This is a genomic window from Enterococcus italicus, assembly GCF_023743875.1.
GTDB classification, from domain to species: domain Bacteria; phylum Bacillota; class Bacilli; order Lactobacillales; family Enterococcaceae; genus Enterococcus_G; species Enterococcus_G italicus.
In genome coordinates this window covers 1,004,778-1,026,889 of the sequence record NZ_JAMRVB010000001.1, presented here as the reverse complement: position 1 = coordinate 1,026,889, position 22,112 = coordinate 1,004,778, and the positions used below count along the sequence as shown (strand labels likewise).

The 22,112-nt window shown below is 38.9% G+C and carries 20 protein-coding genes, 1 tRNA gene, 1 pseudogene and 1 riboswitch; of the genes and pseudogenes, 19 read left to right on the top strand and 3 right to left on the bottom strand.

The window, feature by feature from the left end; translation table 11 throughout:
- Positions 1–61: 61 nt before the first annotated feature.
- From pflA to NE257_RS04940, 4 genes are all read left to right on the top strand, one after another.
- A complete protein-coding gene (gene pflA, locus NE257_RS04955) occupies positions 62–829 on the top strand; it encodes a pyruvate formate-lyase-activating protein (RefSeq protein WP_251885924.1) in 768 nt (255 codons plus the stop codon).
- Positions 830–914: 85 nt separating this feature from the next.
- Positions 915–1,838 carry a manganese-dependent inorganic pyrophosphatase gene (locus tag NE257_RS04950; protein ID WP_251885923.1) on the top strand — a complete coding sequence of 308 codons (924 nt, stop codon included), beginning with the start codon at positions 915–917 and terminating at the stop codon, positions 1,836–1,838.
- 114 nt (positions 1,839–1,952) lie between these two features.
- On the top strand, positions 1,953–2,795 hold the full coding sequence (locus NE257_RS04945) for a DUF1803 domain-containing protein (RefSeq protein WP_251851680.1): 843 nt from the start codon (positions 1,953–1,955) through the stop codon (positions 2,793–2,795).
- An 80-nt stretch (positions 2,796–2,875) separates the two neighbouring features.
- Positions 2,876–3,661: a hypothetical protein gene (locus NE257_RS04940; protein WP_251885922.1), complete on the top strand. Its 786-nt coding sequence runs from the start codon at positions 2,876–2,878 to the stop codon at positions 3,659–3,661.
- A gap of 177 nt (positions 3,662–3,838) precedes the next feature.
- On the opposite strand, the gene NE257_RS04935 is transcribed toward NE257_RS04940, so the two are convergent.
- A tRNA-Leu gene (locus tag NE257_RS04935) sits at positions 3,839–3,921 on the bottom strand.
- 154 nt (positions 3,922–4,075) lie between these two features.
- Here NE257_RS04935 and NE257_RS04930 point away from each other — a divergent pair.
- Complete coding sequence (locus NE257_RS04930; protein ID WP_007208174.1) at positions 4,076–5,293, top strand: pyridoxal phosphate-dependent aminotransferase; 1,218 nt, start codon at positions 4,076–4,078, stop codon at positions 5,291–5,293.
- Positions 5,294–5,364: 71 nt separating this feature from the next.
- Here NE257_RS04930 and NE257_RS04925 read toward each other — a convergent pair whose 3' ends face one another.
- Positions 5,365–5,544, bottom strand: a complete 180-nt coding sequence (locus tag NE257_RS04925; RefSeq protein WP_007208175.1) for a hypothetical protein — start codon at positions 5,542–5,544, stop codon at positions 5,365–5,367.
- A 112-nt stretch (positions 5,545–5,656) separates the two neighbouring features.
- Here NE257_RS04925 and NE257_RS04920 point away from each other — a divergent pair, with 112 nt between their 5' ends.
- The 10 genes and pseudogenes from NE257_RS04920 to NE257_RS04875 all read left to right on the top strand — a co-directional run.
- Positions 5,657–6,514: a helix-turn-helix domain-containing protein gene (locus NE257_RS04920; protein WP_007208176.1), complete on the top strand. Its 858-nt coding sequence runs from the start codon at positions 5,657–5,659 to the stop codon at positions 6,512–6,514.
- Positions 6,515–6,571: 57 nt separating this feature from the next.
- Positions 6,572–7,726: an N-acetylglucosamine-6-phosphate deacetylase gene (nagA, locus tag NE257_RS04915; RefSeq protein WP_040366507.1), complete on the top strand. Its 1,155-nt coding sequence runs from the start codon at positions 6,572–6,574 to the stop codon at positions 7,724–7,726.
- Between the two features lie 351 nt (positions 7,727–8,077).
- The gene (locus tag NE257_RS04910; RefSeq protein WP_251851678.1) at positions 8,078–8,779 is read left to right on the top strand and encodes an ABC transporter ATP-binding protein; all 702 of its coding nucleotides are present in this window, start codon (positions 8,078–8,080) and stop codon (positions 8,777–8,779) included.
- Between the two features lie 9 nt (positions 8,780–8,788).
- Positions 8,789–11,170, top strand: a complete 2,382-nt coding sequence (locus NE257_RS04905) for an ABC transporter permease (RefSeq protein WP_251885921.1) — start codon at positions 8,789–8,791, stop codon at positions 11,168–11,170.
- 17 nt (positions 11,171–11,187) lie between these two features.
- Positions 11,188–12,159, top strand: a complete 972-nt coding sequence (locus tag NE257_RS04900) for an aromatic acid exporter family protein (RefSeq protein WP_251885920.1) — start codon at positions 11,188–11,190, stop codon at positions 12,157–12,159.
- A 15-nt stretch (positions 12,160–12,174) separates the two neighbouring features.
- On the top strand, positions 12,175–12,675 hold the full coding sequence (locus NE257_RS04895; protein WP_251851675.1) for a hypothetical protein: 501 nt from the start codon (positions 12,175–12,177) through the stop codon (positions 12,673–12,675).
- A 31-nt stretch (positions 12,676–12,706) separates the two neighbouring features.
- Entirely contained in the window at positions 12,707–13,315 is a 609-nt protein-coding gene (locus NE257_RS04890; protein WP_007208182.1) for a glycoside hydrolase family 73 protein, read from the top strand.
- A 13-nt stretch (positions 13,316–13,328) separates the two neighbouring features.
- Positions 13,329–14,021 (top strand): beta/alpha barrel domain-containing protein, encoded by a 693-nt coding sequence (locus NE257_RS04885; protein ID WP_007208183.1) that lies wholly within the window; start codon positions 13,329–13,331, stop codon positions 14,019–14,021.
- A gap of 71 nt (positions 14,022–14,092) precedes the next feature.
- Positions 14,093–14,189, top strand: a riboswitch (purine riboswitch).
- A 75-nt stretch (positions 14,190–14,264) separates the two neighbouring features.
- Positions 14,265–14,843 carry a xanthine phosphoribosyltransferase gene (locus tag NE257_RS04880; protein ID WP_007208184.1) on the top strand — a complete coding sequence of 193 codons (579 nt, stop codon included), beginning with the start codon at positions 14,265–14,267 and terminating at the stop codon, positions 14,841–14,843.
- 2 nt (positions 14,844–14,845) lie between these two features.
- Positions 14,846–15,361: pseudogene (locus NE257_RS04875) on the top strand (solute carrier family 23 protein); the annotation flags it as partial.
- A 154-nt stretch (positions 15,362–15,515) separates the two neighbouring features.
- Here NE257_RS04875 and NE257_RS04870 read toward each other — a convergent pair.
- Positions 15,516–16,496 (bottom strand): hypothetical protein, encoded by a 981-nt coding sequence (locus NE257_RS04870; protein WP_251854718.1) that lies wholly within the window; start codon positions 16,494–16,496, stop codon positions 15,516–15,518.
- Between the two features lie 451 nt (positions 16,497–16,947).
- On the opposite strand from NE257_RS04870, the gene pdhA reads away from it, so the two are divergent.
- From pdhA to lpdA, 4 genes are read left to right on the top strand one after another with little or no spacing between them, the layout of a single operon-like run.
- Positions 16,948–18,054: a pyruvate dehydrogenase (acetyl-transferring) E1 component subunit alpha gene (pdhA, locus tag NE257_RS04865; RefSeq protein WP_251854719.1), complete on the top strand. Its 1,107-nt coding sequence runs from the start codon at positions 16,948–16,950 to the stop codon at positions 18,052–18,054.
- A 2-nt stretch (positions 18,055–18,056) separates the two neighbouring features.
- Positions 18,057–19,034, top strand: coding sequence for an alpha-ketoacid dehydrogenase subunit beta (locus NE257_RS04860; RefSeq protein ID WP_007208202.1), 978 nt, complete (start codon positions 18,057–18,059; stop codon positions 19,032–19,034).
- A 24-nt stretch (positions 19,035–19,058) separates the two neighbouring features.
- A complete protein-coding gene (locus tag NE257_RS04850) occupies positions 19,059–20,681 on the top strand; it encodes a dihydrolipoyllysine-residue acetyltransferase (protein ID WP_276532301.1) in 1,623 nt (540 codons plus the stop codon).
- A 7-nt stretch (positions 20,682–20,688) separates the two neighbouring features.
- Positions 20,689–22,095 carry a dihydrolipoyl dehydrogenase gene (gene lpdA / locus NE257_RS04845; protein ID WP_251885919.1) on the top strand — a complete coding sequence of 469 codons (1,407 nt, stop codon included), beginning with the start codon at positions 20,689–20,691 and terminating at the stop codon, positions 22,093–22,095.
- Positions 22,096–22,112 lie beyond the last annotated feature (17 nt).

Genomic DNA, 22,112 nt, shown 5'->3' with positions numbered 1-22,112 from the left:
GAAAAGGCGGGGTGTCAGTCTTGTTGATTGTCACCTTCTTTTTTAGAGAAGAGGGATTTTTATGACTACCGAAGTGAAAGGTAGAATTCATTCAACTGAAAATTTTGGGACGGTAGATGGACCAGGAGTAAGATTTGTGATCTTCTCGCAAGGGTGTCGCATGCGTTGCCAGTTTTGCCACAATCCAGACACATGGAAGATAGATGATCCAAAAGCTTCACTGCGATCTGCGGATGATGTGTTAGCTGAAGCGCTAAAGTATCAGTCCTATTGGGGTGAAAAAGGCGGCATCACAGTCAGTGGGGGTGAACCTTTGTTGCAACTGGATTTCCTCCTTGATTTATTTAAAAAGGCGAAAGTAAAGGGAATTCATACGACCATCGACACTTGCGGCAAACCGTTTACAAGGGAAGAACCATTTTTTAGTAAATTTGAAGAGCTAATGAATTATACTGACTTGCTTTTGTTTGATATTAAACATATCGATAACGAAGCGCACAAAAGATTAACTTCGCTAGGTAATGAAAATATTCTCGAAATGGCGAAATATTTATCAGAAATCAACAAACCAGTCTGGATTCGCCATGTCCTAGTTCCTTTTCGAAGTGATTACGATGAATTTTTAATTCGTTTGGATACCTTTATTAAGACGTTGAACAATGTTGATAAGGTAGAAATTTTACCGTATCATACGATGGGAAAATTCAAGTGGGATGAAATGGGGTTAAAGTATCCATTGGAAGGAATTGAACCTCCTACTGATGATCGTGTCCAAAATGCGAAAAATTTGCTCCATGTGAATGACTATCAAGGATATTTAACAAGATAAAGTGCAACAAGATAAGAAATGCTATTTTCTTATCTTGTTTTTTTTGCTATCATTAAAAGCGATAAGAAAGAATGGAGAGATCGTCATGTCAAAAACTTTAGTCTTCGGGCACCAAAATCCAGATACCGATGCAATCGGAGCGGCAATTGCTTTTGCCCATTTACAAAATGCACTAGGAAAGGATGTTGAAGCTGTCGCATTAGGAACACCTAATGAAGAAACACAATTTGCATTATCAACATTTGGACTAGAAGCACCTCGTGTGATTACAAGTGTGAAACCAGAGGCCGATAGCGTGATGCTAGTTGACCACAATGAATTTCAACAAAGTGCAGTCGATATCGCTGATGTTGCTATTTTATCTGTTGTGGATCATCACAGAATTTCTAACTTTGAAACAGCCAATCCTTTATACTATCGTGCTGAACCAGTTGGATGCACAAGTACGATTGTCTTGAAACTATACAAAGAAGCCAATGTTTCTATCCCTAAAGAAATCGCAGGAATCATGCTATCGGCTATCGTGTCAGATACATTATTATTTAAATCACCAACTTGTACGCCAGAAGACGTTGCTGCTGCAAAAGAATTAGCAGAAATTGCGGCTGTCAATGTAGAAAGCTATGGCTTAGACATGTTAAAAGCGGGTACGAATTTAAGTACGAAATCCGTCGATACATTATTAGAGCTTGATGCAAAAAGCTTCCCAATGGGCGATAAAAAGGTTCGTATCGCGCAGGTGAATACGGTAGACATCGCAGAAGTATTAGAGCGTCAAGCAGAATTTGAACAAGTCATGGCGGCTGAAAATGGACGTAACGGGTACGACTTGTTCTTGTTAGTCATTACCAATATTTTAGATAGCGATTCAGAATTGCTTGTTGTCGGCGAACCCAAAGCTAACGTGGAAGAAGCATTTGGTGTGACACTAAATAACAATCGGGCCTTTTTACCAGGTGTAGTTTCTCGTAAAAAACAAATCGTTCCACAATTGACTGAAACATTTTAATAGATTTAATTGAGTGAATACGATAGTTTAATCGGGTGTGATGAATCAATCTAAGCGTTTGCTTACTGTGATTGATTCTCACGCTTTTTTTATGAATGAACTGGAGGTGTCCGAATGAAATTAATAGTAGAGGATCATTGGCAAACTGATCAGAAACTTATCGATCGTCTTTTTTTTGAACAACTCGTTAACTATTTAATCAATAAAGCAGAGCAATTGCCGACATTGCGTGATATTAAACAAGCCTTTCCTACTGTGAAAGTCGATCGCGCGATGGAAAATTACATTCGTCTCGGTCTGATTGCTAGGTCAGAGCGGCGATATAAATTACTGGTACCCATATATCTGCAAGCTGAAACGGATGATGTAATCCGATCGAAATTTGAGCAAGCAAAGGTGATGATCGCGCCATGGCCGAAAGAGAAAAGAAGAGCGTGGTTTTTCTACCAAGGACAACAACTAGCGACTCATCCGCAACTATATCTGACAGACAGTAACAGCCCGCTATTCGTCTTTCGAGACCTAATTCATGAACAGCTTAAGGTCTATGAACTATCTGATGAAGAGTATGATAAGACGATGCCAGCCTATTTTACAGCTATGAGAAGCGGGGCAGAGAATCGCTATGAGCAGTTTTCTTATCTGGGCGATGTTGATCCATCATATTACTTAGATCAAGTAGCAGTTTTATTTGAAAAATTGCGTACCAATCCCAAACGAATACGTCCGTCGATCTTTTTAAAAAGTCTAGTTGATTTCGGCTTTTTGACAGAAGACTGTCAGCTTGTTGCTAGTTCTCCAAGTAAAACAGGTGCTCCATCTCAAGAGGATGAGATACTAGTGGATTGTTCACAATTTGAACAGCGGAGCATTTTAGGTCAGCTCTGGCAATTTTTTGAGGAAGGGGCCTATTCAATCGTCGAACAAGGCGACTATCAGTATGCCACGAGACTATAATTAATAAGAAAATTTCAGCAAATTTTTGCTATTCATGCTATGATAGTGAAGAAAAATGATACTTTGGAAGGAGCAAGTCAATGGCACACTATTCTGACATTAAGCGAAAGAAAGAAAGATTTCCGGCTTTTTCTGATGAAGAAGGTGTGAAAAGACGGTCGAACGAAGACTCGTTGACACGCTTTGCATCCGATGATAGCTGGATTATTACCGAACAACAAACAGAATCGCTAGTAGAAAAACCAAAAATGATAGTTGAAGAAAAAAACTATCGTCGTCAGCCAAGCGGCGAATCTGCTCAAAGTGCATTCCATAATCAAGAGCAAGAAACCCTTGAACGTTTCAAAAGAGCACTACCGACTTATCGTCAGCATGCAGTCAGTGAAACGAAGAAGACAGGAAAAAAAGTACTTTTCGATCACCAAAGAACAAATCATGAGCAGTCAGCCAAACAATATGTAGCACCCCGTGAAGGACAAAAGAAGCAGCCAGTTTCAACTGTTAAAAAGGAATATTCAGGTGGTCGTTCTTACTTTGTACCGAAATTTGTCCCCGCATCACTAATTCCTGATGATCCTGAGCAAAAAATTGCTCCAGCGACACTATACGCTTCGATGAAAAAAGAACAAGGGAATTATTTATTGTTTGATATAAATGCAGATTATCAAGAGAAAAAACCGGGGGATCCATCTGTTAAACGCTTCAAAAAAACGGAGCAAATCACAATGACAAGAAATGAATACAAAGCTGCAATCAAGTCTAAAGATAAAAAACGCAGTATTTTGGATCATTCATTAAATGGCTTAATTCAAGATGGAGAAAGTCAATTTAAAGAAAATGGGTATTTTAAACCAACAAAGAAGTAAAAAAATGTGAGAAAAGGGGCTATTGAGATAGTCAGAATTGCCATGATGCTGCTTTTCACAGTTTACGAGAGTGTGACGGAAATTTATTACACTCTTTTTTTATTTCAATAATAATGTTATGTAAACTTTTAGTTGTGTAAAAAAACACCACGCCTATAGGAAGCGTGGTGCTACTAATGCGGACAATGGGACTCGAACCCACACGACCTAAGGCCATACGCCCCTCAAGCGTACGCGTCTGCCAATTCCGCCATATCCGCAAATGTTACGACTTAGAAATGGTATCGTTTTTTTTAAAGTTTGTCAATGTGAATAGGAAAGATTACTTAAAAATATTTTTCAATACAAATTGCAATTTTTAAGAAGATGCCTTAAAGTTGAAACAAACCATTAATTCTGAAAAGAGGATCTGCTATGAGAAACTTTGAAAAATCATCAAAACTAGAAGGCGTAAGCTATGATGTTCGTGGTCCAGTATTAGAAGAAGCAGAGCGAATGCAAGAAGAAGGCGTAAGCATTTTAAAATTAAACACCGGTAATCCAGCGACATTTGGCTTTGAGGCACCAAATGAAATCATTCGCGATTTAATTATGAACGTAAGAGCTTCAGAAGGGTATTCTGATTCGAAGGGAATTTTTTCTGCTCGCAAAGCCATCGAGCAATATTGTCAATTGGCTAATTTTCCAAATGTGACAATCAATGATATTTATACAGGTAATGGTGTAAGTGAATTGATCACAATGAGTATGCAAGGACTATGCAACAATGGCGATGAGGTGTTAGTTCCGATGCCTGATTATCCGTTGTGGACAGCATCTGTTTCACTCGCTGGTGGCAAGCCTGTTCATTATATTTGTGATGAGCAAAGTGAATGGTATCCAGATATTGAGGATATTCGCTCAAAAGTAACTCCTAAGACGAAGGCGATTGTATTAATTAATCCTAACAATCCGACTGGCGCGGTCTATCCAAAAGAAATTTTATTAGCAATCGTTGAAATTGCCCGTGAGTTTGATTTAATTATTTTTTCTGATGAAATTTATGATCGCTTGTTGATGGATGGCCTTAAGCATGTACCAATCGCGACATTAGCACCTGATCGTTTTGTCGTGACATTTAGCGGATTATCAAAATCACATCGAGTTGCGGGATTCCGTGTTGGTTGGATGGTGCTAAGCGGCAATAAAAAGAATGCGAAAGACTATATCGAAGGATTAAACATGTTGTCCTCAATGCGTCTATGCTCGAATGTCCTCTCGCAACAAATCGTTCAAACCGCATTAGGGGGCTATCAAAGTGTGGATAAGCTCTTGCTTCCTGGTGGTCGAATTTATGAGCAAAGGGAGTACATCTATAATGCGATTAATGACATACCTGGTTTAAGTGCCGTTAAGCCTAAAGCAGCCTTTTATATGTTTCCAAAGATTGATGTCAAACGATTCAATATTACCAATGACGAACAGTTCGTTCTGGATTTTCTCCACGAGCATCATATCTTATTGGTACATGGGGGAGGTTTTAACTGGCAACAACCGGACCATTTCCGTATCGTCTACTTGCCAAACTTAGAAGAGTTAAGAACGACTGCGACGTCCATGCGTCAATTTTTAGCAACGTATCGTCAAAAATAAATAGAATCCACGCTCATTCTAGCAAAACCTTTTCCCAATTGGCTTTGAAATGAATGAGCTGGATTCTTTTTTTAGTCATTAAGGTCGCTACAATTCTTTTTACTGATGACGATGCGACCATTGTATTTTTCAGTCAATTCTTGATTCGGATTACTCACACTAATCAAGTAAGAGTTTTCGTATTCTTTCTCCACGATACCATTATACACTGCATTTTCCCATGTAAAGCTAATTACTGTCTGCTGACTCATCCCAATCACTCCCTTTTTTCATCTAAAAAAAATAAATACGCTTTCTTTTTTGATAGTATGTGCTAAAATGAATAAAATAGAAAATGCGAATTCGCATATTTGGTGAGGGCTTATGACAAACGAAAAAAGTAGTCTCGGAGAAAAAATAAAAAGACTGAGGAAAACACGAAAATTGACACAAAAAATGCTGGCTGATGGTATCTGCTCACAAAGCGTACTAAGTCGAATAGAGAATGATTTAGAAATTCCCAATGTACTCGTATTGAAAAAAATCTGTGTGCGGCTGGGTATTACCATGGATCAAATGATGTTTGCTGAATTTAATGAAATTCATCGAATGCAACGATTCTTTGAAAAGGTGAATAATGCGTTGATTCATCAAGACTACGAACAAATGAATGCACTACTACGCAATGCTCAGATTGCCAATCAAATTTATTTAGATACCGATATGCAGCTGTATTTTTATTATCTGGGCACTGTCCAATTTTTTATCGATCAAAATCCTGATCGAGCGATCAATTCGTTGAAGCATAGCTTGTTGTTGACGTATACAGAGAACAAGAAAAGCAATATTTCACCGATTGAGATTCAAATTTTGGGCTGTCTTGGCCGGATTTATGCAGATACGAATCAGTTGAAAAACGCAGAACATTATTTATCGCTAAGTATTCAGTTGACCATGGATTTGCCAAAGGAGCATGCGAATTTTGAACTCTCTAAAATCTTTTATCATCATAGCCGCTTTTTATTTTTACAAGCTGATTTTTTAGGGACGATTGATAGCGCCCTGAAAGGAGTTCAATGGGCCATTAGTAAAATGAGCTATTATTATGTTGAAGAATTATTGCAAATTACGGGTGCTGCCTATGAAAAATTGCAAGAGTATGAGCGCGCACAATTTATGTATGAGAAAGCGCAGTCAGTTCAGATGTTCGCAAAGTTTGAAAATGGTGTATACCTTTCTTGATTTTCGAACCAAAAAAGAGTACGTTTATCGTATAAATTGTTTAAAGGAGCGATTATCGTGAAAGACTATATTTATGCGGACAAGTTCTTTTTCACTTCGGGAACAAAAGGGCCGGGCTATTTAGAACTTGTGGATGGCTTGTTTGGTGAGTATTCTGCAGAGTTACCTGAAAAGTTTTCTGGAGAAGTGATCGATTATACGGGAAAGTGGATTGCACCTGGCTTGGTGGATACCCACATTCACGGCTATGCCAACCATGATGTGATGGATAATGATGCGGATGGGCTAAAAATCATGTCGGAAAAATTATTGTCTTGTGGTGTTACATCCTTTTTACCAACGACACTCACTTCAAGTCAAGAACGGCTGAAAGAGGTCGCTGCGACCATTGCTAGCGTCAAAGCGGATGTTACTGGAGCCAAAATTCAAGGGATTTACTTCGAAGGGCCTTTTTTTACAGAAGAACACAAAGGAGCTCAAAATCCAAGCTATTTTGGCGATCCAGATCTTGATGTCTTTCATGATTGGCAAAAAGCAGCAGAAGGGTTAATAAAAAAAATTGCTTTGGCACCTGAACGTCAAGGGGTAAAAGAATTTGTCAAGACCGTGACGGATGAAGGGGTTGTCGTTTCACTTGGACATAGTGACGCGACATTGACGCAAGCCCAAGCCGCTGTCGAAGCGGGTGCAAGTGTCTTCGTCCATGCGTATAATGGCATGCGCGGTCTGAATCATCGTGAACCAGGCATGGTCGGTGCGCTGCTAACGTTGCAGCATGTCTATTCAGAATTAATTTGTGATGGGCATCATGTACACCCTAAAGCATGTGAGTTGCTTATTGATAAAGTCGGCGCTGACCATATAGCATTGATTACTGATTGTATGATGGCAGGTGGAATGCCAGATGGAAATTATCAATTAGGTGAATTTCCTGTTGTCGTAAAAGATGGTACGGCTCGCTTATCGGAAGGTAATTTAGCAGGTAGTATTTTAAAATTGAAAGAAGCCATTAAAAATGTCGTGGCGTGGGGATTAGCGACACCTGAGGAAGCAATTATGATGGGAAGTCTGGTTCCGGCAATGAGTTGCAAAATTGATGATGTTTGTGGTTCAATCAAAAAAGGACGCGCAGCGGACTTTATTGTTTTGACGCCGCAAATGGATCTATATGCAACCTATCTAGATGGAAGCAAGCGTTACACAGCTCAATAAGAGAATAGGCTGTGTAACACTCGCTTCGATCAACAAATATACGTAAATTTTTTCAAATATACGGAATGTTTGGCTTGTCGAGTGAGCTGTTTTGCCACACTATTTATCAAGGTTGAGACAGAATTGTAAAATTATAAAAAGACTAGAACATCTAGAGATTGTTTTTCGAACTTTTGGATGTTCTAACCTTTTGTCAATAGTAGCTAATTCGTTCGTGCCTTTTTACATATTTTTCAGAATAGGAATACTTCTTTACACCATTTTTTCGCGTTTAATCATAGGTAAGGGTCATTCCTTGAAGGTGGCCTTCTATGGTAAACTACATGTAAAGGATTGGAAGAGGGGAACGTCATGGCGTTGATTGAATTACATAATGAATCTAAGCATTACCAGATGGGTAGTACACTTGTTCAAGCGAATGAGAATGTTTCTTTTGAGATAGAATCAGGTAGTATTACGATCATCCTTGGCCCGAGTGGTGCGGGAAAATCAACTGTACTGAATATATTAGGTGGTATGGATGTCCCGACGAGTGGTCGCGTGATTGTCGACGAGACGGATATCGCTCAATTTTCGAATAAGCAACTGACACATTATCGCCGAGTGGATGTTGGGTTTATTTTTCAATTTTATAACTTGGTCCCGAATCTGACAGCTATAGAAAATGTTGAGCTTGCAAGCCAGCTCGTACCCAATGCATACGATGCCAAAGAGATGCTAGAAAAAGTTGGTCTCGGGCATCGGCTGGCTAATTTTCCCGCACAATTATCTGGTGGAGAGCAGCAGAGGGTAACGATTGCTCGCGCTTTGGCAAAAAAACCAAAGTTGTTATTAGCGGACGAACCGACTGGCGCATTGGACTATGAAACGGGTAAACAAATTTTGCAATTACTTGAGGACGCTGCTAGAAAAGATGGCACCACAGTAGTCATAATCACGCATAATAGTCAGCTGGCTCCGATGGCTAATCGTGTGATTCGTATGAATGATGGAAAAGTACAACAGATTTATGATCAGAAAAATCCTATATCCATACAGTCACTAGAATGGTAGGTGAATCGGATGAATAAGCAATTCTTTCTCTCGACATGGCGCGATATTCGTCAGACACCGGCGCGTTTTCTTGCCTTAGTCAGTATTATTTTTTTAGGCGTTGCATTTTTTGTAGGAATTAAGGCTACAGCACCAGATATGAAACAATCAGCAGACGAGTATTTTCGCCAAACTTACCTTGCCGATGTAACGCTGACAAACGCAGAAGGGGTTACGCAAAGCCAGATTGATACAATAGCGAAATTAAATGGTGTGAAAGAAATCGACACACAAATCAGTGCCGATACTACACTTACAGCCAATGGTGATGTGTTACGACTGACTGGCTATCAAGCATCAGCCGCTTTGAATCAGTTGACACTGCTTGAAGGACGTTATCCGCAAGCAGCATCTGAGATTATCTTGGACCAATCGATAAAAAGTGAGCTAAATATTACTATTGGTGATACGATTCAACTGGATGAGAGTAATCAGTTGCGGAGACTGACCTATAAAGTGATAGGGTTTATTCAAAGCCCTGTCTATCTTGATAAAAGCAACCGTGGCACATCATTTATCGGTAGTGGGTCGGTCGCATACTATGGCTTCATAATGAAGGATAATTTTGTTCAACAACTACCTACTAGCTTAGTAATTCAGCTAGATGCTAGTTATACGAACTACCAGACCTATTCCACTGCATACCAGAAGAAAGTGACACAATTTACAAGTAAATTGACGTCTATCGTTGATCAACAAACGACCGTTACGACTAGAGAAGACTTATCAGGCTATACAGAGTATAAGCAAAATGCCAATCGGATTGATTCATTAGCGACGGTCTTTCCGACCATATTCTTTTTAATTGCCTGTTTGATTAGTTTTACCACTGTCAGACGTATGGTAGACGAAAAACGATCAGAAGTCGGCTTATTCTATGCATTAGGGTATCGACCAACGGAAATCATGAGTAAATTTCTCTTGTATATTGGTTCAGCCTGTTTATTAGGTGTTGGGTTTGGTTTGGTGGTTGGCTTCACTTTATTTCCGAAAATTATCATTGAAGCTTATAATCAAGTCTATAGTATTAAAGGGTATCAATTGATTTGGCACCCCAACTTAATCGTCCTTTCGACCACTGTAGCGATTCTGTGTACAATCGGTGTCGCGGTTGGCGTTTTAATGCTCGAAGTAAGGCAACGTCCTGCTGAATTAATGCGACCAAAAGCACCTCAAGCTGGACGACGAATTTTACTTGAACGTTGGCAACCATTTTGGCGTAGACTGAATTTTCATTACAAGGTTTTGTTTCGCAATCTATTTCGTTACAAAGGGCGGATGTGGATGACAATTATCGGTATAGCTAGTTGCACGGCGATGATTTTGACAGGCTTTGGCTTGAAAGATTCGATTGGTGATATCGTTCCACTTCAATTTGATAAAATATGGAAGTATCAACTGGTAGTAATAGTAAAACAACCGGATTCCACACTGGCAGATGCTTTTTCTAAAGAGGTGGACACAGTGGTCAACGTCGCTACTAGTGAGCGAACTGCTTCAAAAGCTGGCTATCAAAACCAAAAGGTGACTGTTACGGTGCCAAAAGTAAACAAAGAATTAAGTGAAGTCCAATTATTGCAGTCGAGCACGTCAGAAAAAATAGTGGCTGTTCCTAAAAGTGGAGCTTTGGTATCTGAAAAACTTGCATCCTTGTATCATTTAAAGGTCGGTGATACATTGAGGGTACGATTAACAGATACGCATTCATCAAAAGTGAAAATTGCTGGAATCATCAAAAATTATGTCGGCCATGCCCTGTTTTTATCAAATGCCTATTATGAAGAATTGACAGGTGAGTCACCCGTTTATCGGACCTTTTTACTTTCCTTTCAAAAAGATAATCAAGCAGCTAGTGAAGCATTTGTAAAAAAATGGCAAAAAGATGACAATATTATCACTATCACGCAGCTGGATGAGACAAAAGAAAACTTGGAAACTTCTTTTGCTGTGTTAACAATTGTCGTTTGGATTCTCATCATCGCTGCTGGTATGCTGGCATTTATTGTTCTTTACAATCTAAATTCCATGAATATTGCCGAACGAATTCGAGAGCTTTCAACAATGAAGGTCCTAGGTTTTTTCTCTAAAGAAGTGACTTTGTATGTCTTTCGAGAAAATATTGTACTTTCGCTTTTTGGCATTATGTTTGGTTTATTCGCTGGCATTTTCTTGCATCATTTTGTCATTCAAACGGTCGAAATGGATACGACATTGTTTGTACAAACAATGCATTGGCAGAGCTATCTTTATGCGGGGAGCATTACGTTTCTTTTTACATTAGTTGTAGGAGTTGTAATGCACCACCAATTGCAAAAAATAAATATGTTAGATGCGTTAAAAGCAAATGAATAACTACTAGTGGAGGATTTATGCGAATTGGGTTACGTACGATAAAAACGGCTATAGCAAGCGTAATAGCTATGATGATAGCAGAATTTTTACAGTTAAATTATCCTACGGCAGCGGGTGTCATCGCGATACTAAGTTTAGGGAATACCAAAAAAGATTCTTTGTATACTGGCTTGGGGAGAATTTTTTCATTAGGATTGGCAACAGTGGTAGCATTTGTGTGCTTCCATATTATCGGGTACAATCCCTTTGCATTTGGTATCTATTTGTTACTCTTTATTCCACTTGCGGTTAAGTTAAAGGTGACAGAAGGGATTGTCGTCAATTCGGTTTTGGTGACGCACTATTTAGTTGAACAATCCTTTAGCGTACAATTGTTGACAAATGAATTTTTATTGCTGACGATTGGAGTTGGTGCAGCGCTGTTGTTAAATAGCTATATGCCCAATCGCGAAAAAATGGTCAAGGAAGAGCAAATCGTAGTGGAGGATCTTTTCCGCAAGCTTATCTGGGATCTATCAAAGTCCTTTCAGCAACTCGATAATACCCAGTTATCTGCCGATTGTGAAAAATTAATGAAAACCATTCGTTCAGCACAGACAAAAGCCAAACTACTGAGCAAAGATCGTTACTTTGATGTAAATCCGTATTTTGAAGAGTATTTTTTGATGCGTGGTTCACAAGTCAGAATATTGAAAGATATGATTGACTTACAAGCAAAAATTAGTCTAGATGCAAAGTACACTAAGCAGATGCAACTGTTGTTAGAAAAGACTGCACTGAGTTTTGATGAGGAAAATGATGGTACTCAGCTTTTGGAAGATTTAGATGCTATCTATATGTTTTATCAGGCATTACAATTACCTGACAATCGCAAAGAATTTGAGAATCGTGCAAGATTGTTTCAATTCTTGCAATCATTTCAATCGTTTATTGAATTAAAATCAGAGTTTTCAAATGTCAATCCATTTTCAAAAAATGCAAAGAATTAATGGGAGGAATGGAGTATGCATACTATCTATGTTGAGATTGTGTGTCAAGAAATTAAAGAAAAATACGGATCGGAAGCGAGCTTTGTCAGTAATACTTTAGGTATTGACTGGGCTAAATGGGAGGCGTGGAAGGAAAATCACACAGCTTTACCACCAGAAGTAAACCAAAAAATCAATCATTTATTTAGTGATTACGAATGGATGCTCGTACAAAAGGTATTAAGGCAAACAATTATTTATCCAGAAAAACGCTTGTTGGCACTAACTGAATACCGTAAAATGAAACTAGTTATCGCCAAAGATTGGATTGAACATCAATTGGGTCAAGTAGAAGTCATTCAACAAGAACAAGAACTAGACGGCAAGCAATGGATTAATTTAAAAGTAACCATTGCATACGGTGAGTGGGGCTTTGATGATGTCTTGACGTTTCGCGTACCAGCGGTCCTACAACATGCCTTATCCGGCGAAAAGCAAGCGTTACTCGAATGGATGGGTGAGTCGATCGATCAGTAAATGAAGAAAATAGCAGAAATAAAGAGGGTTTATGAAAAAAAGAAAAAGAAATCAACCAAATTGGGTACTCATTATTAGTGGTTTTTTTATTATATGTGGGTCATTTATTTTTTCTATTCGCCAGCTTTCAGATCAAATCACACCGACAACAATCAATGTTGAAAATCCTTCAAAAGTGACGAGACAGGAATTTCTAGATACTATCGCTCCTCATGCTCAAGAATTGCAACAGGGATACGGTATTTTGCCAAGTATCATCCTCGGTCAAGCTATTCTTGAATCAAATTGGGGAACTAGCCAATTAGCAGCAGAGTATTATAATTTATTTGGGGTAAAGGCATATGGCAGTCAAAAGGCCATTCGTTTAGATACAAAAGAATTTGTTAATGAACAATGGATTACGATTAAGGGAAATTTTCGAGTGTATGAGTCGTGGGATGAGTCATTGGATGAACATACGCAATTACTAGTTAATGGTGTCTCTTGGAATCCTCAAAAGTATGAAAAGGTATTGACGGCAAATTCATATAAAGAGGCGGCTCTTGCCTTGCAAGAAGCAGGCTATGCAACAGATCCTGACTATGCGACAAAAATAGAATCGGTGATCGAGTCGTATCATTTAACAAAATACGATCAATAAGGAGCGGAAGAAAGTGGGAAATAAGTTTGTACCTGAAGTAACATCAGTTCTAAGACAAGATATCGTAAAAGTGCCGGAAGTCATCAAAGATGCGAGTGGCATTCGTGTCTTTGGGAAACGAATAAAATCAATTTTATTTTCAACGGATATTGCCATTATCTATAATACCAATGCTGATGCAGTCATCGCTGTGTACCCATTTACCCCGCATCCAGGCATTACCAAAAGCATTATTGAAGCAGCAAACATCCCAGTCTTCTCAGGTGTAGGAGGTGGCTTGACACAAGGTCAGCGTTCGGTGTATATGAGTCTATTTGCAGAATCGCAAGGCTCGCTTGGAGTGGTCTTGAACGGCCCGACACCGATAGAAACAGTCCAAGCCGTCTGCAAAGTTGTCGATATTCCAGTTATTAGTACTGTCACAAGTATTTATACAGAGCTAGATGAGAAATTGGCAGCAGGGGTAAAGATGATCAATATTAGTGCCGGCAAAGAGACGGCGAATACCGTTCGTCATTTTCGGGCCAAATATCCTGATTTACCAATTATCGCTACAGGTGGACCGACTGAAGAACTCATTCGGGAGACAATCGAGGCCGGAGCCAATGCAATTACCTATACACCACCGACAAATGGCCAATTATTTAGTAAAAAGATGGAAAAGTATCGGGAAACTGAAAAAGAACGATATGAATCCGAACATTAGAGAAAAAAGAGAAAGAATGAGAATATTTCTTCTTGTATTTTTCACAACGAATCGACATAATAGTTAGTGAGTTTTTCATAATTAGAGTTACTTATATATCGTCGTAATTGGTCGACAGTTTCTACCTGATACCGCAAATATCGGACTATAAGTAAAAAAGGCTTTTTTTCGTGCGTCTTTTTTGCATTTTTTGCAGAGAAGACGCCTTTTTTATTAGAATGACTGAAAATAAGGAGTGGAACAATGAAAGAATTGACAGAACGAATCAAAAAGGACGGCCGGGTATTAAATGAGGATGTTCTAAAAGTCGATCGATTTTTAACACACCAAGTGGATCCGCATTTAATGGCCGCGATTGGCACAGAGTTTGCGACATTATTTGCCGATGAGGGCGTGACAAAAGTTGTGACATTGGAATCATCAGGGATCGCTCCCGCAATTTTTGCCGCACAAGCGATGAATGTGCCGATGATTTTTGCCCGTAAAACGAAAAGTTTGACTATGAATGAGGAATTATTGACTTCTTCTGTTTATTCTTTCACCAAACAACAAACCAATCAAATTTCGATTTCAAAAAAATTTCTAAATGAGGACGATCGCGTGCTGATTATTGATGATTTTTTAGCTAATGGTCAAGCAGCGAAAGGCTTAATTGAATTGTGCCAACAAGCAGGTGCATCTGTTGTAGGTGTCGGAATCGTGATTGAAAAGGCCTTCCAACCTGGTCATCAGTTGATTGTAGACATGGGTGTGCCAGTCTACTCATTAGCAAGAATCAAATCATTATCAGAAAATCAAGTGAACTTTGTTGAGGAGGACTAATCGTGAAGCAACCATCGAATGCTCAATCAGCAGTGATCGGCATGCAGCATTTACTTGCGATGTATGCAGGAGCTGTCGCCGTTCCTTTATTAATAGGTGCTGGATTAGGGCTGTCTAATAGTCAGTTAACATACTTGATCTCCATTGATATTTTTATGTGTGGTATCGCGACACTGCTTCAATTAACGGCGGGGAAATATTTTGGTGTTGGTCTACCAGTTGTTTTAGGCTGTGCGATTCAAGGTGTTGGTCCAGCGATTCTGATTGGAAAACAATCAGGGCTCGGCGCAATTTTTGGTTCAGTAATTTTTGCTGGTGCTTTATTACTGCTCTGTGCGGGAATCTTTTCAAAAATCAAACGGTTTTTCCCGCCGATAGTGACCGGAACAGTTATTACAACAATTGGTTTAACTTTGATCCCAGTTGCGATTGAAAAAATGGGTGGTGGCGATCAAAGTGCCACTACATTTGGTTCGACTGGATCCTTGATTCAAGCATTTGTGACGATTTTTTTAATATGGTGATACAATCTAACTTAACATCGAGATAGCCATCATTGTGCTAGCCAATTCAAAAATAAACAGAATTAAAAAAAAGACCATACGAACCGAAAGTTGTTTCTCAAGCTTCTAGTTCGTATGGTCTATTTGGTCGTAGCTCCTCACTCTGTTGTTATTTCGCCAAAATTTGTTGTTCAAACTGATAGCGTTGAATGAGAGATACGAATAAGTTTTGATAATACTCATCATTTGGTAAAGATAGGTTTTGTTGTAATAACTGTACTTTCATACGATTTATTTTGGTGTCAGAGGAACAAAATTCTGGATTTTGCGCAAAGTTAACTAATTGGTAGGGTGGAAGATGGTGGTACCAAAGTAGCAAATTATAGACACAATATAATGCAAAAGATCTTTCGTGGGGGCTATTTATCTGATTCGTGTTTAAAAAAGTCTGAAAATAAAAATTAAAGGGTGTACAATCAAATGGATGCTCGCTACATAATTCAGACAGAAGCGAGAGTGGATTGGTATATTGATTTTTTTTGAAGCGATAAGTTGGGTAACATGCTAAAAATGGTTCTTTCTTAGTCGTAATTTCTATTGCGTTTGTAAAAAAGATAGGATAGCTGAGTGTCCACATGACTTCTAGTCTCTCTCGATACAACTTGACTAGTGTACGTTCCAGACAAATACTAAAATAAAAGAGAAGGTTCTTTTTTATTGTACAAACAGGTCTATTGTCGGAAATTAGCTGGTCCTTTTGAAATGAGAGGATCTTGTGTTTTGCTTTTGATAGAGTGGATGGAGCGAAAGGCTGATCTTGAGAAATGGTTAGTAAAGTCCGTTTCCTTTGGAAAAGAACTTCATCTAAAATAATTAACTCAGGGATTTCTTTAAATATCTGTTCGTATAGATCGAATATTAACCTAGGATTACTGCGATTCAAGGTGATGGAAGTGGGAGATAAATAAAAAAGAGGGGGAGTACTTAATGCGTTCATTGTAGCGAGTCGTTTTTTTAACAATTCACCGCTAATACTAATGTGGTTTGCTAGTTGGGAGATTGAATAGACTGAAGGTTCAAATTGAATCTGGTTTAAAATAGCTAGATAATCGGATATAGCGTGTGTCAAAATAGAAGAAATCGGTTTCATTTAAATCAACTCCTAAATCTGTTATATAATAGTAATCTGATTGTGACAGTACAAAATAAATGATAACATACGTTACGCATTCAATCAATAATGAATTGTAACAATAGTTCGAAAAATAGATAGATTTTTTTTTGAATTAAAAATCGGATGAAATTGAAATCTTTTAAATGGATTTTACTCACATACCAACAAAATGATTCTGTTATGAAAAGATAATTTCGTTGTTATATAGCTATAAATTAAAATGTGAAACAGTTCACCATTTTCAAAAAGAATCTCGCGGATATTTCAATTAAAAGATTATGAATGCGAAAACATTTTGCTTGTTTTTCTCTCTCAAAAATGATAGGTTATACCTGTGAGTCAGAAATGTAGTAATACAGTATCAATTTCTGTTATACATACTGATAGAGAATCGCAAAAAGAATTTCAGAGAGGAAAGTGTGACAAGATGGCAAAGAAAAAAACAATTGACTTTGAAGCTTTGTTAAAAGATATCAATGCTGATTTTCCAACTTATCAAGCTTTGGATAAAGATGGAAATGTTGTAAATGAAGCGTTAGTACCCGATTTAAGTGATGAGGAATTAGTTGAGTTGATGACTCAAATGGTCTGGTCTCGGGTCCTTAATGAACGTTCAACCGCATTGAATCGTCAAGGACGTCTTGGTTTCTTCGCTCCAACAGCTGGACAAGAAGCGAGCCAATTAGCTAGTCATTTTGCATTTGAAAAAGAAGATGTTCTTTTACCAGGATATCGTGATGTACCTCAATTAATCCGTCATGGATTACCATTAAAAGAAGCATTTTTATGGTCAAGAGGACACGTAGCAGGGAACTATTACCCTGAAGAACTGAAAGCTCTACCACCACAAATTATTATCGGAGCACAGTATGTCCAAGCTGCTGGTGTGGCATTAGGTTTGAAAAAACGCAACAAGAAAAATGTTGTATTTACTTATACAGGTGATGGCGGTTCATCACAAGGTGACTTCTATGAAGCAATTAACTTCGCAGGAGCATACAAAGCAAATGGAGTATTCTACATCCAAAATAACGGCTTTGCTATTTCAACACCTCGTGAACAACAATCTGCCGCTGCTACACTTGCTCAAAAAGCAGTAGCTGCCGGAATTCCTGGTATCCAAGTAGATGGTATGGATCCATTAGCAGTTTACACTGTATCTAAATTGGCTCGTGAATGGTCAATTGCTGGAAATGGTCCAGTTTTAATTGAAACATTAACTTACCGTTATGGTCCACATACACTATCTGGTGATGATCCAACTCGTTACCGTTCGAAAGATATGGATGACGAGTGGCTACAAAAAGATCCATTGATTCGGTTCCGTAAATACCTTGAAGCAAAAGGTTTATGGTCAGAAGAAAAAGAAGAACAAGTGATTGAACAAACAAAAGAAGAAATTAAAGCAGCAATCGCTGAAGCAGATAAAGTTCCAAAACAAAAAGTATCTGATTTCTTGAAAAATATGTTTGAAGTTCAACCTCAATCAATTAAAGAACAAATTGCATTCTATGAAGCGAAGGAGTCGAAATAAAGATGGCACAAAAAACAATGATTCAAGCAATCACAGATGCCCTTGCTCTTGAGTTAGCCAACGATGAAAACGTCCTAGTTTTTGGTGAAGATGTTGGTAAAAACGGTGGGGTATTCCGTGCAACTGAAGGATTACAAGAAAAATTTGGTGAAGATCGAGTATTCGATACACCATTAGCGGAATCCGGAATTGCTGGTTTAGCGTTTGGTTTAGCTTTAGAAGGCTTCCGTCCGGTTCCAGAATTACAATTCTTTGGTTTCGTATTTGAAGCAATGGACGAAGTTGTTGCTCAAATGGCTCGTACGCGCTACCGCATGGGTGGCACTCGTAACTTGCCAATCGTTGTTCGTTCACCATTTGGTGGTGGCGTTCATACACCAGAATTACACTCAGATAACTTAGAAGGACTAATTGCGCAATCACCAGGTATTCGTGTAGTTATCCCTTCAAATCCTTACGATGCAAAAGGACTATTAATTTCATCAATCCGTAGCAACGATCCAGTTGTTTTCTTAGAACACATGAAATTATACCGTTCTTTCCGTGAAGAAGTTCCAGAAGAAGCCTATGAAGTACCTTTAGATAAAGCAGCTGTTACTCGTGAAGGAAAAGATGTTTCTATCATTACTTACGGTGCAATGGTTCGTGAAGCAATAAAAGCTGCTGATAATTTAGCTAAAGAAAATGTTTCAGTTGAAATCATTGACTTACGTACTGTTGCTCCTTTGGATATCGAAACAATTATTACTTCTGTTGAAAAAACAGGTCGTGTTGTAGTTGTTCAAGAAGCACAAAAACAAGCAGGCGTTGGTGCGCAAATTGCTTCTGAAATTGCTGAAAGAGCTATTCTTTCATTAGAAGCACCAATCGGACGTGTATCAGCTCCTGATACTGTATTCCCATTTGGTCAAGCTGAAAATGTGTGGTTGCCAAACGCAGCAGACATTGAAGAAAAAGTGAAAGAAATCGTAAACTTCTAACGTAGTCAGAAAGGACGAAAAAAAATGGCATTTCAATTTAAATTACCAGATATCGGCGAAGGTATCGCAGAAGGCGAAATCGTTAAATGGTTTGTAAAACCAGGCGACACAATTAACGAAGACGATACATTATTAGAAGTACAAAATGATAAGTCAGTGGAAGAAATTCCATCACCAGTTACTGGTACTGTAAAAAATATCATTGTCCCAGAAGGAACAGTAGCAAACGTTGGTGATGTTTTAGTTGAGATTGATGCACCTGGTCATGAGGACGAAGGATCAACCGAAGCACCTGCTCAAGAACAAACTCCAGCTGCACCAGCTGCTTTACCTGAAGCTGATGCAAGTGAAGGTGTATTCCAATTCAAATTACCAGATATCGGTGAAGGGATTGCAGAAGGCGAGATCGTTAAATGGTTCGTTAAAGCTGGCGATACAATTAATGAAGACGATACTTTATTAGAAGTACAAAATGATAAGTCAGTGGAAGAAATTCCTTCACCAGTTACTGGTACTGTAAAAAATATCATTGTCCCAGAAGGAACAGTAGCCAATGTTGGTGACGTTTTAGTTGAGATTGATGCACCTGGTCATAACTCAGCACCTTCAGCAGCTCCTGCAACTGGCGCAGCAGCTGCAACTGCGGAACCTGCTAAAGCTGGTAGCACAACTGTCGTAGAAGCAGCAGATCCAAACAAACGTGTATTAGCTATGCCATCGGTACGCCAATTTGCACGTGAAAAAGATGTTGATATTACTCAAGTTCCTGCCACAGGCAAAGGTGGACGTACTACCAAAGCTGACGTTGAAGCATTCTTGGCTGGTGGATCAACAGTAAATGAAGCAAAAGCACAGGCGAAAGCTCCAGAAGCATCAGCAAGTGCAGCAGCACCAGCTGAAGCAAAAGCTGCTCCAGCAAAACCATTCTCTTCTAACTTAGCAGAAGCTGAAACACGTGAAAAAATGACACCTACACGTCGCGCAATTGCAAAAGCTATGGTCAATAGCAAACATACAGCGCCACACGTGACCTTACACGATGAAGTTGAAGTATCAAAACTTTGGGATCAACGTAAGAAATTTAAAGAAGTCGCTGCAGCAAATGGCACGAAATTAACATTCTTACCATATGTTGTTAAAGCATTGACTGCTACAGTGAAAAAATACCCAATTCTTAATGCGTCAATCGATGATGCATCACAAGAAATTGTTTACAAACATTACTACAATATTGGTATCGCAACAGATACAGATCATGGATTGTATGTACCTAACGTGAAAGATGCAGACCGTAAAGGCTTGTTTGCTATCGCTGATGAAATCAATAGCAAAGCTGCTCTAGCACACGAAGGCAAACTTTCAGCTGATGACATGCGCAATGGATCAATTACAATTAGTAATATCGGTTCTGTGGGTGGTATGTGGTTTACTCCGGTTATTAATTACCCTGAAGTAGCTATTTTAGGTGTTGGAACAATCGTTCAACAACCAATCGTGAACGCTGAAGGTGAAATTGTTGTTGGTCGTATGATGAAATTATCATTCAGCTTTGACCACCGTATTGTTGATGGAGCGACTGCTCAAAAAGCAATGAATAACATTAAACGTCTGTTAGCTGATCCAGAATTGCTATTAATGGAAGGATGATAAACAAATGGTAGTTGGAGATTTTGCAATTGAGTTAGACACAGTTGTTATTGGTGCGGGACCTGGTGGCTATGTAGCTGCCATCCGTGCTGCGCAATTGGGACAAAAAGTAGCGATAGTAGAGCGTGAATACATCGGAGGCGTTTGTTTAAACGTTGGTTGTATCCCTTCTAAAGCATTGATTTCTGCTGGACACCACTTCCAAGAATCATTAGATTCTACTATGTTTGGTGTGACTGCTGAGAATGTTTCTCTAGATTTCACGAAAACACAAGAATGGAAAGACAATGGTGTTGTTAACAAATTAACATCAGGAATCTCAATGTTATTGAAAAAGAATAAAGTTGAAGTTTTAGAAGGGGAAGCATTCTTCGTTGATGATCATACTCTTCGCGTAATGCATCCAGATTCTGCTCAAACTTACTCTTTTAACAATGCAATCATTGCTACTGGTTCTCATCCAATTGAAATCAAAGGTTTCAAATTTGGTGGCCGTGTATTAGATTCTACTGGCGGATTAAACTTGAAAGAAGTTCCGAAAAAATTCGTTATCATTGGTGGCGGAGTCATCGGTGCTGAATTAGGTGGCGCATATGCGAACTTAGGATCTGAAGTAACTATTTTAGAAGGTTCTCCACAAATCTTACCTACTTATGAAAAAGATATGGTTAAGCTTGTTGAAACTGAATTTAAAAATAAAGGCATCCAAGTTGTCACAAAAGCAATGGCTAAAGAAGCAGTGGATAATGGCGACAGTGTAACAGTAAAATACGAAGTTGATGGTAAGGAAGAGTCTGTCACAGCTGACTATGTAATGGTTACTGTTGGTCGTCGTCCAAACACAAACGATATGGGATTAGAGCAAGCGGGAGTTGAAATCGGCGAACGCGGCTTAATCACAGTCGACAAACAAGGTCGTACGAATGTGAAAAATATTTTTGCAATTGGCGATATCGTTCCTGGCGCAGCTTTAGCTCATAAAGCTAGCTACGAAGCAAAAATTGCTGCTGAAGCTATTTCTGGCAAAAAAGTAGCGGTTGACTACAAAGCAATGCCAGCAGTTGCCTTCACAGATCCTGAATTGGCAACTGTCGGTATGACAATTGCAGAAGCAAAAGATGCTGGCCTTGAAGCGAAAGCATTCAAATTCCCATTTGCTGGGAATGGTCGTGCCCTTTCATTAGGTAAAACTGAAGGCTTTATCCGTTTAGTAACAACGGTTGAAGACAATGTTTTAATCGGTGCTCAAATTGCCGGTGTTAGCGCATCTGATATCGTATCTGAATTAGCTTTAGCTATTGAGTCAGGTATGAATGCAGAGGATATTTCATTAACAATCCATCCACATCCATCTTTAGGTGAAATCGTGATGGACGCTTCCGAATTAGCTTTAGGACTACCAATTCACGCGTAATAAATCGATAGAAATAC

Coding starts and splice junctions, on each gene's coding strand:
- pflA (WP_251885924.1), top strand. CDS start 62: ATGACTACCGAAGTGAAAGGTAGAATTCATTCAACTGAAAATTTTGGG.
- NE257_RS04950 (WP_251885923.1), top strand. CDS start 915: ATGTCAAAAACTTTAGTCTTCGGGCACCAAAATCCAGATACCGATGCA.
- NE257_RS04945 (WP_251851680.1), top strand. CDS start 1,953: ATGAAATTAATAGTAGAGGATCATTGGCAAACTGATCAGAAACTTATC.
- NE257_RS04940 (WP_251885922.1), top strand. CDS start 2,876: ATGGCACACTATTCTGACATTAAGCGAAAGAAAGAAAGATTTCCGGCT.
- NE257_RS04930 (WP_007208174.1), top strand. CDS start 4,076: ATGAGAAACTTTGAAAAATCATCAAAACTAGAAGGCGTAAGCTATGAT.
- NE257_RS04925 (WP_007208175.1), bottom strand. CDS start 5,544: ATGAGTCAGCAGACAGTAATTAGCTTTACATGGGAAAATGCAGTGTAT.
- NE257_RS04920 (WP_007208176.1), top strand. CDS start 5,657: ATGACAAACGAAAAAAGTAGTCTCGGAGAAAAAATAAAAAGACTGAGG.
- NE257_RS04910 (WP_251851678.1), top strand. CDS start 8,078: ATGGCGTTGATTGAATTACATAATGAATCTAAGCATTACCAGATGGGT.
- NE257_RS04905 (WP_251885921.1), top strand. CDS start 8,789: ATGAATAAGCAATTCTTTCTCTCGACATGGCGCGATATTCGTCAGACA.
- NE257_RS04900 (WP_251885920.1), top strand. CDS start 11,188: ATGCGAATTGGGTTACGTACGATAAAAACGGCTATAGCAAGCGTAATA.
- NE257_RS04895 (WP_251851675.1), top strand. CDS start 12,175: ATGCATACTATCTATGTTGAGATTGTGTGTCAAGAAATTAAAGAAAAA.
- NE257_RS04890 (WP_007208182.1), top strand. CDS start 12,707: ATGAAAAAAAGAAAAAGAAATCAACCAAATTGGGTACTCATTATTAGT.
- NE257_RS04880 (WP_007208184.1), top strand. CDS start 14,265: ATGAAAGAATTGACAGAACGAATCAAAAAGGACGGCCGGGTATTAAAT.
- NE257_RS04870 (WP_251854718.1), bottom strand. CDS start 16,496: ATGAAACCGATTTCTTCTATTTTGACACACGCTATATCCGATTATCTA.
- pdhA (WP_251854719.1), top strand. CDS start 16,948: ATGGCAAAGAAAAAAACAATTGACTTTGAAGCTTTGTTAAAAGATATC.
- NE257_RS04860 (WP_007208202.1), top strand. CDS start 18,057: ATGGCACAAAAAACAATGATTCAAGCAATCACAGATGCCCTTGCTCTT.
- NE257_RS04850 (WP_276532301.1), top strand. CDS start 19,059: ATGGCATTTCAATTTAAATTACCAGATATCGGCGAAGGTATCGCAGAA.
- lpdA (WP_251885919.1), top strand. CDS start 20,689: ATGGTAGTTGGAGATTTTGCAATTGAGTTAGACACAGTTGTTATTGGT.